This window comes from Lacticaseibacillus zeae subsp. silagei, from assembly GCF_030770335.1.
GTDB lineage: Bacteria > Bacillota > Bacilli > Lactobacillales > Lactobacillaceae > Lacticaseibacillus > Lacticaseibacillus zeae.
The window spans coordinates 1,173,456-1,189,587 of record NZ_CP132484.1 but is presented as its reverse complement, the minus strand read 5'-3'; the positions used below and the strand labels follow the sequence as shown (position 1 = coordinate 1,189,587).

The window sequence follows — 16,132 nt, the reverse complement described above, 5'->3', positions numbered from 1 at the left end:
CCTAACGCAGGAAATTAAAGAAATGGATCCACGTCGATGGCAAAAAAACCTTAAACGGATTGCTGCCGCCCATACCAAAACCGATCAGCAATCCTAAAATTAACGCAATCGCCGCAATGATCAACCAAATTTTAATGTGATGAAAAATGCGTTTCGGATACTCCGGGTCCATAAGCTAACTCCTAATACTGCCGATGATGTTCGATGTTGTCCAGTAAGACACCTGTGCCTAAAGCTACCGCATCTAACGGATCGTCGGCCAAAAGCACCGGCACCTTCAATTCAGCGGCGAATAACTGGGAAATGCCTTTTAATAACGCGCCGCCGCCTGTCAGCATAATGCCGCGATCGATAATATCGGCAGAAAGCTCCGGCGGGGTCTTTTCCAAGACACCTTTAGCGCCGTCGATGATCGCCATCATGGTTTCGTGTAAAGCGTCAGAGACCTCTTCAGAAGTCACGGAAACCTCACGTGGCAAGCCGGTCGCAATGTCTCGGCCGCGAACTTCAATGGTTTCTTTAGGATCGGCCTCATAAACAGCGCCGATTTTGATTTTAATCTGCTCAGCGGTATGCTCGCCGATAATCAGCTTGTGTTTGTTCTTTACATAAGCTGCAATCGATGAGTCCATTTTATCGCCGGCTAACCGCAGCGAACGACTGGTGACAATCTCCCCCAAAGAAAGTACCGCGATGTCACTGGTACCACCGCCGATATCGATCACCATGTTCCCTTGCGGCTGGAAAATGTCCAAACCGGCACCAACTGCTGCTACCTTAGGCTCGAACTCAAGGTAGACATGACGGCCACCGGATTTTTCGGCCGCCTGGATGATGGCCTTTTGCTCAATATCCGTAATGTTTGTTGGGGCACAAATCAAAATATTGGGTTTGGAAAACACGCCTTTTACATTTAATTTGTTAATGAAATATTCAAGCATTGCTTCTGTAATGTCGAAATCAGCGATAACGCCATCTTTAAGTGGTCGAATTGACCGAATGTTACCCGGTGTGCGCCCAACCATTTTATAGGCTTCTGTCCCCACCGCTAATACTTTGCCGGTATGGGTATCAATGGCGACAACGGACGGCTCATTTAAGACGATGCCTTTGCCTTTAACATTGATCAGTACATTGGCTGTCCCTAAGTCGATCCCAATATCTTTTGCCATGGGTATATATCTCTCCTCGTAAATTGACTAACTATCGCATTATAACATAGTTAAGACGAGGTTTTTATAGGAAAAGTTTAGGTAAGTTTAAAGCTGCTTGAACGAGCGATAAAAAGAAGGAGCTAACCAAATAACCTAACCCGACGGCCATGAAAAGCAACAGAACTTGCGCTTCACGGACATGGTTGGCCTTAATGAACCGCTCAAAACGCAGCGCATTCAATGCCCGGAATGCCAACATGATGAAAACAAAGTGGGACACGAGCGTTATGCCGGCATTTAGGCCGATTTCCTGAAACATGCGATCACCTCATATGTTATCTTCCCGCACTTTCGACATTCATGCAAGAGCGTGAGCAGGGCCGGTTAGAACCGCGGCTCGCGCTCACAAACAAAAAGGCACTAAAGGCAAAATCGCCTCCAGCACCTTTTTGTTCTTCATGAGTCTAATGACTGGTCTTAACGTTGATCCGGTTGATGGCGCGTCGCAATGCGACTTGCGCCCGCCGTAGATCGTCTTGGTTGTTTTCATTCTTGGCCTGCTCGATCCGCTTCTTGGCCCGATCGCGTGCTGCTTGAGCACGGCTCAGGTCAATATCGCGTTCGCGTTCGGCTGAGTCAGCGACGATTGAGGCGACGTTATCCGAAACCTCCATGAAACCCCCGTTGACCGCAATTGAATCGTTATGATCGCTTGAGTCAACACGTTGTACGTCAACCTCCCCGATCGCTAACGGGGTAACGATTGGCTCATGGTTGGCCATGATCCCCAATTCGCCAGCAACAGAATGAACCACCAACATCTTGGCATGATGGTCGTAAACCAGACCGTCAGGCGTCACGATATTGACACGAAGAACATTGCTCGTTTCTGCCAAAACGCGTCGCCTCCTTAGTTAGCTGCAGCCTGTGCAGCTGGCTTTTCGTCAGCATCCGTGTCCTGTTCATCAGGAGCAAAGCCCATCTTCTTAGCCTTTTCGACAACTTCTTCAATGCGGCCGACTGAACGGAAGGCATCTTCCGGATAGTCATCGTACTTGCCGTCCAGAATTGCCTTGAAGCCTTTAACGGTTTCTTCAACCGGTACATATGAACCTGGTTGGCCGGTGAAACGTTCCGCAACGTTGAAGTTTTGTGACAGGAAGAATTGAACACGACGGGCACGGGCAACAATCACCTTTTCCTCGTCGGACAATTCGTCCATCCCTAAAATAGAAATGATATCCTGCAACTCACGGTAACGCTGCAAGACCCGCTGAACTTCAGTGGCCACTTTGTAGTGTTCCTCGCCGACAATTTCCGGTGTCAACGCACTGGAAGAAGATTCCAGCGGATCAACGGCCGGGTAAATCCCTTGCTCAGTTAAACGCCGTTCCAAGTTGGTCGTGGCATCCAAATGGGCGAAAGTTGTCGCCGGCGCCGGATCGGTATAGTCATCGGCAGGCACATAAATAGCCTGAATGGAAGTAACCGATCCTTTTTTCGTCGAGGTAATCCGTTCCTGTAACTGACCCATTTCAGTTGCCAGTGTCGGCTGATAACCAACGGCTGACGGAATTCGGCCCAGCAAGGCAGAAACTTCGGAACCAGCCTGAGTAAACCGGAAAATGTTATCGATAAACAGCAGGACGTCTTGACCTTCGACATCACGGAAGTATTCCGCGATTGTCAAACCAGTCAAGGCAACCCGCATCCGGGCACCAGGCGGCTCGTTCATCTGACCAAAGACCATGGCTGTATTCTCCAGAACGCCGCTTTCCTTCATTTCAAAGTAAAGGTCGTTCCCTTCACGGGTTCGTTCGCCGACCCCGGTGAAGACGGAGATGCCGCCGTGTTCTTCGGCGATATTATGAATCAGTTCCTGAATCAAAACGGTTTTACCGACACCGGCACCACCGAAGAGTCCAACCTTCCCGCCTCGCAGGTAGGGTTCGAGCAAATCGATAACCTTAATGCCGGTTTCCAGAATTTCAGAACTGGTGTTCAAATCTTCGAATTTTGGTGCATCACGGTGGATGCTGTCACGCTGATGATCCGGTCCAAAAGCTTCGCCGCCATCGATGGGGTCACCCAATACATTGAACACGCGACCCAGTGTGTCTTTACCGACAGGCACTGAAATCGGACCGCCAGTATCTTGAACTGCCATGCCGCGCTGCAAGCCATCGGTCGAATCCATCGCGATGGTCCGCATGACGCCATCACCCAGTTCCAAGGCAACTTCCAGCACCAGCTGGGAGCCATCCTTACGGGTAATTGTCAAGGCGTTGTTGATTTCTGGCAAATTGTCATTGATTGGGAACGCTACGTCGACAACAGGACCGATCACTTGCGCAATTTTACCAGTTGCATTTGGCATATTCGTCCTCCTTGAGCGTGAGCCAGCCCGGTTGCTAGGCTAGCTCATGCGTTATGGTAAGCACAAACCGACTTTTCACAAGCCGGCTCATACCTGTTTATTCTAGTGCTGCCGCACCACCGACAATTTCAGTAATTTCGGTCGTGATCGCAGCCTGCCGTGCCCGGTTGAACTGGGTCGACAGATGCGAGATCAAATCGTTGGCATTATCGGTTGCGCTGCGCATGGCGGTTGTCGATGCGGCGTGCTCAGCCGTTTTCGCATCCATAATCGCACCAAAGATCAGACTTTCCGCATACTGCGGCAAGACTGCATCCAAGACAGCGTCAAGATCGGGTTCAACCAAGTATTCGACGTTGGTGTCTTCAACTTCGCTGACATCCAAATCACTGATCGGTAGCATTTTCTCCGCCCGAAAAGCAGAAGTTAATGTATTAACGTGGTGGTTGTAGCAAACGTAAAGTTCGTCAAACACACCATTATCATACATCGTCACAGCTGTTTTCACGATTTCACGAACTTCGTTAAAAGTCGGGATATCGGAAACACCACGGCATTCATAAGCTAGATTCAAACCACGAGCCTTGAAAAAGTCCGCACCGACGCCACCGATGGCCATCATGACATAATCATCCGGGCCTTCGTGATCGTCTTTGATCATCTGCATCATCGCTTTTAAAACCGTACTGTTATAACTGCCAACCAATCCGCGATCACTGGTGATCACGAGGTAACCTGTCTTTTTAACCGGACGCTTCTCGAGCAAACTGGCAACGGAAACAAGCTGATTCTTATTCGCCTCAGCATCATTATTCGCAGCATTAGCTAACTCAAGAAGTTGTCCCGCAGCTAAATGAGTCACAATCTGACGGACCTTATCAGCATAAAGTTGATATTTTCGGGCACGTTTTTCGATCTGACTCAATTTGGCACCGGAAACCATCTGCATGGCTTGCGTGATCTGACCGGTTTTCTTGGTCGAAGCGATCTTGCGCTTGATATCCATTAATGATTCAGCCATGCGGCACCTCCTTAACCTTTAGCAGCAGCAAGTTGTTTGCTAGTCTGGAAGCCACCGGCAAAGGCTTTGATCTGTGCATCCAGCTTATCGGTGTCCGGTAAATCACCGGTATCCTTGATCTGCTTTAACAAATCAGCCGCATTGCTATCGAAGAAATCAAACAGTTCGTCTTGGAACCGGCCGATGTCTTCGATTGGAATCGGATCAAGAAAACCATGGGTCAAAGCATAGAGAATGATAACCTGCTTTTCGACCGGCAATGGCTTGTGTACTGGTTGTTTCAAAACTTCAACCGTGCGCCGACCACGATTCAGCTTGGCTTGGGTAGCAGCATCCAAGTCAGAACCAAACTGGGTGAAAGCTTCCAGTTCACGGAAGGATGCAAGATCCAGCCGCAGTGTCCCGGCAACTTTCTTCATGGCTTTAACCTGGGCATCCCCACCAACTCGGGAAACGGAAGCCCCGGCATCAATCGCCGGCCGGGTACCTGCATAGAACAGATCGCTCTGCAAGAAGATTTGCCCATCCGTGATGGAAATAACATTAGTCGGAATATAAGCCGAAATATCGCCAGCCTGGGTTTCAATAACCGGCAGCGCCGTCATCGAACCGCCGCCGAGCTTATCGCTCAATTTAGCGGCACGTTCCAACAAGCGACTGTGGGTATAAAAAATATCCCCAGGGTAGGCTTCACGACCAGGCGGACGACGGAGCAGCAAGGACAGCTCACGATAAGAGGTTGCCTGCTTGCTTAGATCATCGTACACGATCAAAACATGTTTGCCATTGTACATGAACTCTTCACCCATAGCCGCACCGGCATAAGGCGCAATGTACAACATTGGCGCCGGTTCAGAAGGGCCAGCCGTCAAAACGATGGTATAATCCATCGCACCATATTTCTTCAACGTTTCGACCTGGGCACGAACCGTACTGTCCTTTTGCCCGATCGCAACGTAAACACAGATCATATTCTGATCTTTTTGATTCAAAATCGTATCAATCGCAATGGATGTCTTCCCGGTTTTCCGGTCACCAATGATCAACTCACGCTGACCACGGCCAATCGGAACCAAGGCATCGATCGCTTTTAATCCGGTTTGTAAAGGTTCGGATACAGATTTGCGTTGCATAACGCCAGGTGCCTTAAACTCGATCGGACGGGTTTTATCCGTCTTGATCGCGCCTAAGCCATCGACTGGCTGTCCCAGGGAATTGACAACCCGGCCAATCATGGCGTCCCCGACAGGAACTTCCATAATCCGACCGGTTCGCTTAACCTGGTCACCTTCGCGAATCTCATCGAAGTCACCTAAGATAATGATCCCGACATCGTTCGTTTCAAGGTTTAACGCCATCCCGTATGAGCCATTGCTAAATTGGAGCAATTCGTTGGCCATGGCATTTTCCAGCCCAGTGGCGCGGGCAATCCCGTCACCAATGTAAGTAACGGTGCCAACTTCTTCGGCCGCCAAATCATCTTGATATCCTTCAAGTTGTTTTTTGATCAGAGAACTGATTTCCTCAGTCTTGATGCTCATCCGGTTCACCTCTTTACTTATCTCTAATCTGCCAGCAGTGCTGCCTTCATCTTCTCGAAACGGTGTTTAACCGTTCCATCGATAACCGACCCGTGTGCTTGAATGCGCACGCCGCCGATGACGCTTGGATCAACGACTTGTTCCAATTGCGTCGACTTCATGCCAAAACGCGCAGCAATGGCACTGCGCAAGGCATCGGCTTGGTCTGCTGACAAAGCAACTGCAGTCGTAACAGTCGCTGTAATAATACCGGCTTCATCATCATAAGCGCGATTGAACGCCGTGATGATATCCGGCAATGCACCGAATCGACCATATTGCTGGGTTAACTTCAATAAGTTGGCCACAAGCGGACTGGCATTCTTGGTCAAAGTCGCCATCAGGTTGGCTTTGTCATCTGCCGTAATTCGGGCATTATCAAAAATTGTCAGGATCGTCGGATTTTCTTTGAATACAGACGCAAGCGCCTGTAACTCTTCATGAACTGTCGCTACCTGATCCTGGTCATGGGCTGCTTCCAGTAATGCTTTTGCATAACGCGGTGCAACCATTTGATTAGTGACTGCCATTTGCATCACCTAACCGTTTGATATAGTCGTCGATCAAGTCTTTTTGATCAGCTGCGTTAAGTTCCTTACCGATCAACTTCTGTGCGATCGTCAGACTTAAATCAGCCACATCGTTCTTGGCACTGGCCAAAGCATCTTTACGGGCTTGGTCAATGTCTGCTTGCGCATTTTTCTTCAACGTGGCGACTTCCGTGTTGGCCGCGTCAACCAATGATTGTCGTTGCTTCTCGCCGTTTTCCTTAGCTTGATTGACAATCTTGACAGCATCAGCCTGGGAGTGTTGCAGTTCTTCCCGTCGCTTGGCTGCTAAAGTTTCCGCATCTTTGCGGGACTTTTCAGCATAATCCAAGTCGCCGGAAATCTTTTGTTGGCGATCCGCCATCATTTTGGTAACTGGCTTCCATGCCACTTTCCCGACTGCAATCACCAAGATCAGAAATGTAACAAGTGTGAAGAGTGTGTCACCTAAACTCATCTTTTGCCACTCCCTTCTTTATTGATGAACTGAATTAACGGAGCATCAACATGAAGGCAACAACAACAGACAGGATCGGAACAGCTTCGATCAGGCCGACACCAATAAACATGGTACCACGCAAGGTTCCGGCCATTTCCGGCTGACGCGCCATACCTTCAAGTGTTTTGCTGATGACCATCCCATTACCGATTGAAGCACCGAAGGCAGCAATGCCGGCGGCTAGTGAGGCAGCTAAAAATTGCATAAGAAATTTCCTCCTAAAATAGTTACTCGGGTAGAACTTTGTGTGATGTATAAACCATACCAAGCGTGACGAAAACGTACGCCTGAATACTACCAATGAAGACTGAGAACCCTTGCCAAGCTATCTCGGCTACCGTTGCACTAACAAAGTTGAGTGCACCGCCGGAAAAGGCCCACTGCCGAATTAATAGAACCAAAACTTCGCCAGCAAAGATATTTCCGTAAAGCCGCAAAGAAAGCGTGATAAAGTTCGTAAACTCTTCCAATAGGTTGATTGGTAAGAGAATCGGAACCGGTGACGCATATCCTTTGATGTAACCTTTGAAACCTCTGAAGACAACGCCAAAATAATGCGAAAGTACCAGAACTGTCATCGCCATCGTCATGGTAATCACCGGGGATGCTGTTGGTGAGCGGAACCAAGTATCTTTACCAATATCTAACTCGATGAATAACCCGATTTGGTTACTAATAAAAATGAACAGGAAGAGCGTAAACGCAAATAAATTAAACGTGTAACGCTCCGAACCGGGCATCGCACTTTTGACGATACCGTTTGTAAAGTCCATGGCCCATTCCAGTACGTTCTGCTTGCCACCTGGCCGCATTTTCAGGTTTCGTGACAGCCATAGCACCAGTAAGAATACCAGAACTGCCGAAACCAAAACACCAATGTCGTTGGTCAGGTTGAAAGTTAAGCCGAAAAGCTTGATCGAGGGATATTGTTCGTTCACAGAATTCACCTCCTTACTGAAGTGGCTTCATATCATGTGTACCATCAAAAAGATGGGGCAAGATTGCAGAGACTTCGATAATCGTTGGTTACTAGGGTAGACCCTTGAAACACAATCATTACTCTAACACCATTTCAGTGAAAAAACAAAGCACTAAAAAGAGAAACTTTGGCCGTCATAAAGGCTTTTTCACTGATTTTTTCACGGCGGCCATGGCTTTCACGTGTCTTGATGCGCCTACAAAAAATCTTTTAACTAAAAATGAAAAAGGCATGTGCGTGACCACATGCCAATTCATGTCATTTTGTCCCAAAAAGTCTGTCGCCGGCATCGCCGAGCCCAGGCACAATATAACCGTTTTCATTCAAATGATCATCCAGCGCGGCGGCATAAATGTCGACATCCGGATTAGCGGCCTGAACGGCTTTAACCCCTTCAGGAGCAGCAACCAGTACCACGAGGCGCATTGACGTCGCCCCGCGCTTTTTGAGCGCTTCAATCGCCATGTTGGCCGATCCACCGGTTGCCAGCATCGGATCAACAATGATTAAATCCCGCTGGTCGATATCCGGCGGCATCTTCACAAAGTATTCATGCGGCTTCAGTGTCTTTTCGTCGCGATACATCCCAATGTGACCGACTTTTGCCGCTGGAATAAGGCGCAAAACGCCATCCACCATGCCCAAACCGGCACGAAGAATCGGAATAACCGCAAGTTTCTTACCGGAAAGCTGCTTTTGAACCGTTTTCCCCATCGGTGTTTCGATCTCGACACTTTCCAGTGGCAGATCCCGTGTGATTTCATACACCATTAATTCCGCGATTTCGTTAGCGATTTCGCGAAATTCCTTAGTGCCGGCATGCTTATTTCGAATCAAAGTAAGCTTATGCTGAATCAACGGGTGATTTAAAACTGTAAATTTACCCATGCGAGGCCTCCTGTGTGAGCCATTTGTTTGCAAACCCTATCTATGATAAGGGATGACGGGCTGTCAGCGCAAGGACTTCTTGACGAATTTGATCCAAAGCCGGTTGATCATCGCGATGCGCAATTGCCGCACTGATGAGTTCGGCAACTCGCTTACTCTCTTCTGGCGTAAAGCCACGAGTCGTAATGGCGGCCGTGCCGACGCGGATGCCGCTGGTTTTGAACGGGCCGTTTTGCTCGCCCGGGATCTGGTTTTTGTTGGTGGTAATGTCCACTTCGTCCAATAAATCTTGAACTTGCCGACCGTTGACGCCATAACCTGTGACATCAATTAATACCATGTGATTATCCGACCCGCCGGAAATCAGCCGTAAATGCGGATCTTCCTCAAAACCGGCGACCATGGCCTGCATATTATCGAGAATCTGTTGCGTGTATGTCTTGAATTCAGGCTTCAATGCTTCGCCCAGCGCAACAGCTTTAGCGGCAATCACATGATCCAGCGGTCCGCCTTGAATGCCCGGGAACAAAGCGGAATTAATGGCTTTACCATATTCAGCTTTTGCCAAAATCATCCCGCCGCGCGGTCCCCGCAGCGTCTTGTGCGTTGTCGTCGTTACCACGTCTGAATACGGCACCGGATTCATATGCACCCCACCGGCAACCAATCCGGCAATATGCGCCATATCAACCATTAAAAAGGCACCGACATGATCGGCAATTTCGCGGAATTTCTTGAAATCAATCTCGCGACTGTAAGCCGAGGCACCGGCGACAATCAGCCGCGGCTTGATCTGTTCCGCCTGTTCCCGAATCTTGTCATAATTTAAGCGTTCGGTTTTGGCATCCAACCCGTAATGGTAAAAATGATACTCCTGACCACTAAAGCTAACCGGACTCCCATGGGTGAGATGGCCGCCATCGGTCAGATCCATCGCCAAGACTTTATCGCCGTCTTCCAAAAAGGCGCGATAAGCTGCCATATTGGCCTGTGATCCGGAATGCGGCTGTACATTCGCAAACTCTGCCCCAAAAAGTTTTTTTGCCCGATCAATGGCCAGCTGTTCGGTCACGTCTATGTATTGATTACCACCATAATACCGATGGCCGGGATAGCCTTCGGAATACTTGTTGGTCAAAACCGACCCCTGAGCAGCGCGAACTGCCGGTGAAACAATGTTCTCCGAGGCAATGAGTTCGATATTATGCTCCTGACGCTCTTCTTCATGATGAATTGCGCCGAAGACTTCTGGGTCTTGTGCCATGAAATCCATGTCTCCACTCTCCTCTTGAATGCATTCATTCCTATTACCCAACAAAAAACCCGACCCATTGCAATCGTGTACGCCGTGAAAGCCTAACGTACAAGGCTTAACGCCACGAATCCAAATAAGGCCAACTGACACTCACTGGTCAGTTGGCCTTATTATAGCAAATCAAAACGAATCTGTAGGCATATTTGGTTGATAGTGGACATTACCAGCAGATTTAAGCAGGCGATTCATGTAAGCCATGCTTAATTCACTATGGGAAAACGCCTGCGCCAACACAAGTGTGACATCCGGATGAAGATCGAACCAACGCAACCCGGCAAACAAGTCATGGGTCGCACTTTTAATGTCCTGCCCCAACGAATAACCAGGCACCGCCGAGAATTTGGCAAGAATCGGATCGGTCGCCAAAATACCAAAAGTCTGTCCGGTCTTTTTGGCCCATTCGATCGCTTCGGGAAACTGGCCCGGATCATCGACAACCACCACTTGAGCAGATGGCGCATAGTGTTTATATTTCATCCCTGGTGCTTTGGGCGCTTCATTTTTGCCGACGTGATGAATCGCTGAATCGACCGGCCCTAAAATCGGCTCCAACTCGTCAGGACCGATTGCACCCGGGCGCAGAATTGCTGGTGGCGTGACAGTTAGATCGACAATGGTGGACTCAACACCGACCCGGGTTGGCCCGTCATCGAGCACGCCGGCAATTTTGCCTGACAAATCATGCAGCACGTGATCCGCTGTGGTCGGGCTGGGTTTGCCGGAAGTATTGGCTGACGGGCCAACAATCGGAACGCCGGCAGTTGCAATCAACTTCCGCGTCAAGGCGTTATCCGGATTGCGGAAAGCCGCCGTCTGCAAGCCCCCTGTCACCTTCATGGACAAGCGCCCAGGCAAAATATTCAGAATCATCGTCAACGGCCCCGGCCAAAAAGTCGCCATTAGTTTAGCTGCTGCAGAGGTAATCGTCGCATATTGCCCGACCATCGCCGCATCCGCCACCGTCACAATTAGTGGATTATCTGAAGGCCGGCCCTTGGCTGCATAGACTTTGCCCACCGCATCCACATTGGTCGCGTCAGCACCCAGGCCATACACTGTTTCAGTGGGAAACGCGACTAACTCGCCGCGCTTTAAAGCAGCGGCGGCTTCCGGGATATCAGATTCATGATAACGTTTTGACAACTTCTTCTGCCTCCATATTTTGTCTGTTGCTGTGTAACGCCAAAAGAACGGGTTTCACTCCGAATCCTTATCGGCAAACGCCTAAAATTGCAGCTTGGCCATGCGCGGGTGACCGGCCATATCCTGCCGAAAAGTCACTTGCGCTTGGGGTACTTTTTCCGCAAATAACTTCTGTAGTGCCGGTTGTTGCCGGTAACCGAATTCTAAATAGGCGGCTCCGTAGACATTCAAATGTGCGGGCAACGCTGCGACAAACCGTTCAAAAAGTGCTAGCCCATGATGATCGGCAAACAAGGCCAGCTTAGGTTCATAACGCAACGTACTTTGATCCATCACCGGCGTTTCTTCGGGTGCGATATATGGCAAGTTGGTGACCACAAAATCAAACCGGCCCGGCAAATGACTAAATAAATCACTCGTCACAAATTGCGCCTGCACGTGTTGCGACTGGGCATTCTGCTCAGCAACTGCCAGCGCTGCTTCGGACACGTCACTTAGCGTCATCGTGACTTGTGGCAGCTGGCGAGCCAAGGTAATGCCGATCGCGCCGCTGCCGGTTCCCAAATCCAAACCGGTTCGGGCGGCAGTCTGCTCTTTTGCGACCCAGTCAACCAGCTCTTCTGTTTCAAATCGCGGAATCAAAACTGCCGGCGTTACTTTGAACATCGCACCAAAAAACGGCGCCACACCGGTGATATATTGCGCCGGTTCAAATTTTGCTAGGCGGGCAACATCTGCTTGGAGTTGCTGCCATGACGCATCGGGCATCACGTCTTGCCGATGTAAAATCAATTGACTTGGCGTCCAGTTTGCCCGAGTCATCATGACATACCGCGCCCCATCAGGATCAACATGGTGTTCCGTCAATAACAAAGACGCCCATTTGAGCGCCTCAGCGTATGTTTTAGACATTAAGCGATTCCATTTTCTGTGCCTGATCGTGAACGATCAAGGCATCGATAATTTCGTCAAGGTCGCCGTTCATGATGCGATCCAACTTATTGAGCGTCAACCCGATCCGGTGATCCGTAACCCGGTTTTGCGGATAATTGTAAGTACGGATGCGCTCGGAACGATCACCAGTGCCAATGGCATTTTTACGCGTCTGATCGTATTTTTCCTGATTTTGGGTTTCGTAGTAATCGTAGACCCGTGAGCGCAGAATCTGTAACGCTCGAGCCCGGTTTTCCTGCTGGCTGCGTTCATCCTGCATCGACACGACAATCCCGGTTGGAATGTGCGTCATCCGCACTGCCGAACTGGTTTTATTGACATGCTGACCACCGGCACCTGACGAGCGGTAAACATCTGTCCGAATATCTTTAGGGTCGATTTTTAGATCCACCTCATCATATTCGGGCATCACCCCAACGGTTGCCGTGCTGGTGTGAACTCGACCGGCGCTTTCAGTCACGGGCACCCGCTGCACTCGATGCGCGCCGTTTTCATACTTCAGCTTGGAATAAACATTGTCACCGGTAATCATGACGACGACTTCTTTGTAGCCACCCACTTCAGTTGGCGTTGAATCAATGATTTCCGCTTTCCACCCCTGGCGCTCGGCGTAATGCATGTACATATTCAACAAGTCACCGGCAAAAAGGCTGGCCTCATCGCCACCGGCAGCTCCACGGATTTCCATGATGATGTTCTTATCATCGTTAGGATCCTTAGGCAGCATCAATACCTTGATCTTATCTTCAAGATCGGCTTTTTGCTTTTGCAGATCGTCAAGGTCTTCTTTAGCTAGCGCTTCCATGTCCTCGTCTTTACTCTCGCGAAGCACTTCTTCGCTTTCTTTGATGTCGGACAAAACCTGCTTGTACTTTTTATAGGCAGCCACGACATCCCGCATTCCGCCTTCTTCTTTCGACAAAGCCAGATACCGCTTCGTGTCGCTAATAACCTCGGGATCAGACATCAATTCTTCCAATTCATCATAACGATCCAAAAGACCGTCCAGTTGTTCAAAAATCTTATCCATAAAAATCCTCCTGAGCGTGAACTGGCGCGGTTAGAAGTCGGAGTGTAAGTGGCCTTGGGCGTGATGGCGGTGGTCTTGGCCATTGCGACCAAGGTCCTTACACGCAGACTTCTGCGCCGGTAAACGCGTTATAGCTGAGTGTGAACTGGCGCAACGCCAGCAACTACTCACTAATCCTGATGCTCAATCTTATCTAACGGCGGGTGGAAATAATGATGCCGGCAAACCGGGTAATATGACTCGTTACCGCCAATCAACACTTGCTCGCCTTCATAAACCGGCTTTCCGTCATGAATCCGCAAATTCATAATGGCCTTTTTGGCGCAAAACCAGCAAATCGTTTTCATTTCTTCAATTTTATCTGCATACAGCAGCAGGTATTTAGACCCTTCAAATAACTCATTGCGAAAGTCATTCTTTAAGCCAAATGCCATCACCGGAATATGCAATTCATCGACAACCCGCGCAGCTTCGAAAATATGATGCTTTTGTAAAAACTGGGCTTCGTCAATCAGTACACACGCCGCGTGCGGATCAGTTTCTCTGATTGTTTCAAACAAGTCGGTTTCATGCTTAACCGGAATAGCTGTCCGTTCAAACCCGATGCGACTGGCAATCATGCCAACGCCGGCCCGATCATCCAAGGCGCTGGTCATCAGAATCACCCGTTTATTTTGTTCCTCATAATTATGCGCGACTTTCAGGATTTCAATACTTTTACCTGAGTTCATCGCACCGTATCGAAAGAAAAGCTGGGCCATGTGCCGCCTCCATCTAAAATCTCACAGCTCACAGTATAACGGATTTTTTTCGCAAAGAACACCGTGACTGCCGGTTTGCTTGTCGTTTATGCTAAAATAGTCCCATTAAGTTGAGAGGAAGAACGCCGTGGCATTTTCAGCAAAAGCCAGCCTGGCAACTGCCATTGGTCGCAGCAGCTACTGGTTCTTACACACATTTTTAAAAGGCGGGTCAAGCCTCCCCGGCAAACTCGCCAATAAAATCGATCCGCGCGTTTTGCAGGCGCTAGGTCGTGACTATGATGTCATCGTGGTGACCGGTACCAATGGGAAAACCCTGACGACGAGCTTAATCGTTAAAGTGCTCAAGCAAAAATATCAGGAAGTTTTGACCAATCCCACCGGCTCGAACATGCTGCAAGGCATCACCACAGCTTTCTTGGCGCAACCCAAACACGGGCATGACCGGGGCATCGCGGTTCTGGAAGTGGACGAGGCTAACGTTGCCCCGGTAGCTGCCCAGTTAAAGCCGAAAGCTTTTGTACTGACCAATATCTTCCGTGACCAGATGGATCGTTATGGTGAATTCTACACGACCTATCAGAAGATTCTGGACGGCGTCACTCTTGATCCTAAAGCTGTGGTGCTTGCTAACGGGGATGCTCCGATTTTCAGTTCCCGTAAGTTGCCGAATCCAGTTCATTATTACGGCTTTACGTTGACTGACGAAGGCGATCACAAAGCCCCGCCGAATACGGATGGCGTTTTGTGCCCGGTCTGTCAACATATCTTACATTACCACGCCATCACTTACGCTAACCTCGGCAATTATTTCTGCCCTAACTGCGGCTTCAAACGGCCACAACTGAAGTATCAGGTGAACACCGTGACCAAAATGACACCGCAAAGCAGCGATTTCGTCATTGACGGCCAACCTTGCCATATTGATATCGGCGGTACGTATAACATATACAACGCCTTGGCCGCTTTCGCTGTTGGTCGGACTTTTGGCGTCAGTCCTGAACAAATCAGCCAAGCTTTCGCCTATGACGAGAAAGTTTTCGGCCGCCAAGAAGTCATTCAACTCGGCGATAAAAAATTAACCTTGATTTTGGTCAAAAATCCCGTCGGCTTGAATCAGGTGCTCAGCATGATCGAAACGGCGAAGCAGCCTTTTGGGTTTGCCATGCTGCTGAATGCCAATTATGCAGATGGTATCGATACCAGCTGGATTTGGGATGGTAATTTCGAAGATTTTGTTGCCAGCAAAAAAGCCGCGACATATCTGGTCGGCGGCGAGCGCTACAAAGATATTGCATTACGGCTCACAGTCGCAGGCGTTCCGGAAGACAAGCTCATGACTCAACCGGACCTTAGCAACGTCATCACGGAGTTGCAAAAAATGCCCCAGCAACAACTTTATGTTTTGTCAACTTACACGGCAATGTTGCAGCTGCGCAAGAAGTTGAGCGAAGGTGGGTACATTAAGGCGGGATTTTAAGTTGAACCTATAAACACCGCCGTTGCATCAAGAGGCTGAACCATAATTGCGTGCGAACGTTAATCGATTAGCAAATCTCGAACGATCAAAAACTTTAGGCAATAAGTTCCTTGCCGTGCCAAACTCCGCAATCTCCGGCCAGCTGGGTCTGGAACGCTGTGGGCACGACTTAGAGCCTCTGCAAAACCGGCAGAGTCTCTAAGCTCGGCCTTGATGTAGGCGGGGCAAAAAGCGCCCCACCAACATCAATTTCACAGCTGAGCCCCATCTGGCCTACGATTGCTCCGCTTTGGCACTCATATCTTAAATCGCCCACCGAATTACCTCAGGAAAACAAAGGGTGAACATACTCATGCCAATCGTAAAGTATGTTCACCCTTTTTATTGAGGCTCTGAAACTAAT

18 protein-coding genes are annotated in these 16,132 nt (G+C 49.3%); 1 reads left to right on the top strand and 17 read right to left on the bottom strand.

Annotation, left to right across the window (positions count from 1 at the left end):
- Position 1: 1 nt before the first annotated feature.
- From LACZS1_RS05700 to LACZS1_RS05620, 17 genes are all read right to left on the bottom strand, one after another.
- Positions 2–172: a DNA-directed RNA polymerase subunit beta gene (locus LACZS1_RS05700; RefSeq protein WP_010488880.1), complete on the bottom strand. Its 171-nt coding sequence runs from the start codon at positions 170–172 to the stop codon at positions 2–4.
- Positions 173–182: 10 nt separating this feature from the next.
- Positions 183–1,172, bottom strand: a complete 990-nt coding sequence (locus LACZS1_RS05695) for a rod shape-determining protein (protein ID WP_010488882.1) — start codon at positions 1,170–1,172, stop codon at positions 183–185.
- Between the two features lie 64 nt (positions 1,173–1,236).
- A complete protein-coding gene (locus tag LACZS1_RS05690; RefSeq protein WP_070651937.1) occupies positions 1,237–1,473 on the bottom strand; it encodes a DUF1146 family protein in 237 nt (78 codons plus the stop codon).
- 145 nt (positions 1,474–1,618) lie between these two features.
- A complete protein-coding gene (locus LACZS1_RS05685) occupies positions 1,619–2,050 on the bottom strand; it encodes a F0F1 ATP synthase subunit epsilon (protein ID WP_010488888.1) in 432 nt (143 codons plus the stop codon).
- A gap of 14 nt (positions 2,051–2,064) precedes the next feature.
- Positions 2,065–3,531 carry a F0F1 ATP synthase subunit beta gene (gene atpD, locus LACZS1_RS05680; RefSeq protein ID WP_047105964.1) on the bottom strand — a complete coding sequence of 489 codons (1,467 nt, stop codon included), beginning with the start codon at positions 3,529–3,531 and terminating at the stop codon, positions 2,065–2,067.
- 97 nt (positions 3,532–3,628) lie between these two features.
- A complete protein-coding gene (locus tag LACZS1_RS05675; protein WP_070651938.1) occupies positions 3,629–4,552 on the bottom strand; it encodes a F0F1 ATP synthase subunit gamma in 924 nt (307 codons plus the stop codon).
- Between the two features lie 11 nt (positions 4,553–4,563).
- Positions 4,564–6,093: a F0F1 ATP synthase subunit alpha gene (atpA, locus tag LACZS1_RS05670; protein ID WP_010488892.1), complete on the bottom strand. Its 1,530-nt coding sequence runs from the start codon at positions 6,091–6,093 to the stop codon at positions 4,564–4,566.
- A gap of 23 nt (positions 6,094–6,116) precedes the next feature.
- A complete protein-coding gene (atpH, locus tag LACZS1_RS05665; protein WP_070651939.1) occupies positions 6,117–6,662 on the bottom strand; it encodes an ATP synthase F1 subunit delta in 546 nt (181 codons plus the stop codon).
- On the bottom strand, positions 6,649–7,137 hold the full coding sequence (gene atpF / locus LACZS1_RS05660; protein WP_010488895.1) for a F0F1 ATP synthase subunit B: 489 nt from the start codon (positions 7,135–7,137) through the stop codon (positions 6,649–6,651). The genes atpH and atpF overlap by 14 nt, the downstream gene beginning before the upstream one ends.
- Before the next feature lie 34 nt (positions 7,138–7,171).
- A complete protein-coding gene (gene atpE / locus LACZS1_RS05655) occupies positions 7,172–7,384 on the bottom strand; it encodes a F0F1 ATP synthase subunit C (RefSeq protein WP_010488897.1) in 213 nt (70 codons plus the stop codon).
- A 22-nt stretch (positions 7,385–7,406) separates the two neighbouring features.
- Entirely contained in the window at positions 7,407–8,117 is a 711-nt protein-coding gene (atpB, locus tag LACZS1_RS05650; protein ID WP_010488899.1) for a F0F1 ATP synthase subunit A, read from the bottom strand.
- Between the two features lie 299 nt (positions 8,118–8,416).
- Positions 8,417–9,046: a uracil phosphoribosyltransferase gene (gene upp / locus LACZS1_RS05645; protein WP_010488901.1), complete on the bottom strand. Its 630-nt coding sequence runs from the start codon at positions 9,044–9,046 to the stop codon at positions 8,417–8,419.
- 40 nt (positions 9,047–9,086) lie between these two features.
- Entirely contained in the window at positions 9,087–10,319 is a 1,233-nt protein-coding gene (glyA, locus tag LACZS1_RS05640; protein ID WP_070651940.1) for a serine hydroxymethyltransferase, read from the bottom strand.
- 162 nt (positions 10,320–10,481) lie between these two features.
- Positions 10,482–11,504, bottom strand: a complete 1,023-nt coding sequence (locus LACZS1_RS05635) for an L-threonylcarbamoyladenylate synthase (protein WP_070651941.1) — start codon at positions 11,502–11,504, stop codon at positions 10,482–10,484.
- 81 nt (positions 11,505–11,585) lie between these two features.
- A complete protein-coding gene (prmC, locus tag LACZS1_RS05630) occupies positions 11,586–12,416 on the bottom strand; it encodes a peptide chain release factor N(5)-glutamine methyltransferase (protein ID WP_070651942.1) in 831 nt (276 codons plus the stop codon).
- Entirely contained in the window at positions 12,409–13,488 is a 1,080-nt protein-coding gene (gene prfA, locus LACZS1_RS05625; protein WP_010488907.1) for a peptide chain release factor 1, read from the bottom strand. The genes prmC and prfA overlap by 8 nt, the downstream gene beginning before the upstream one ends.
- 170 nt (positions 13,489–13,658) lie before the next feature.
- Complete coding sequence (locus tag LACZS1_RS05620; protein WP_010488908.1) at positions 13,659–14,249, bottom strand: thymidine kinase; 591 nt, start codon at positions 14,247–14,249, stop codon at positions 13,659–13,661.
- 127 nt (positions 14,250–14,376) lie between these two features.
- On the opposite strand from LACZS1_RS05620, the gene LACZS1_RS05615 reads away from it, so the two are divergent.
- Complete coding sequence (locus LACZS1_RS05615; protein ID WP_070651943.1) at positions 14,377–15,729, top strand: Mur ligase family protein; 1,353 nt, start codon at positions 14,377–14,379, stop codon at positions 15,727–15,729.
- Positions 15,730–16,132 lie beyond the last annotated feature (403 nt).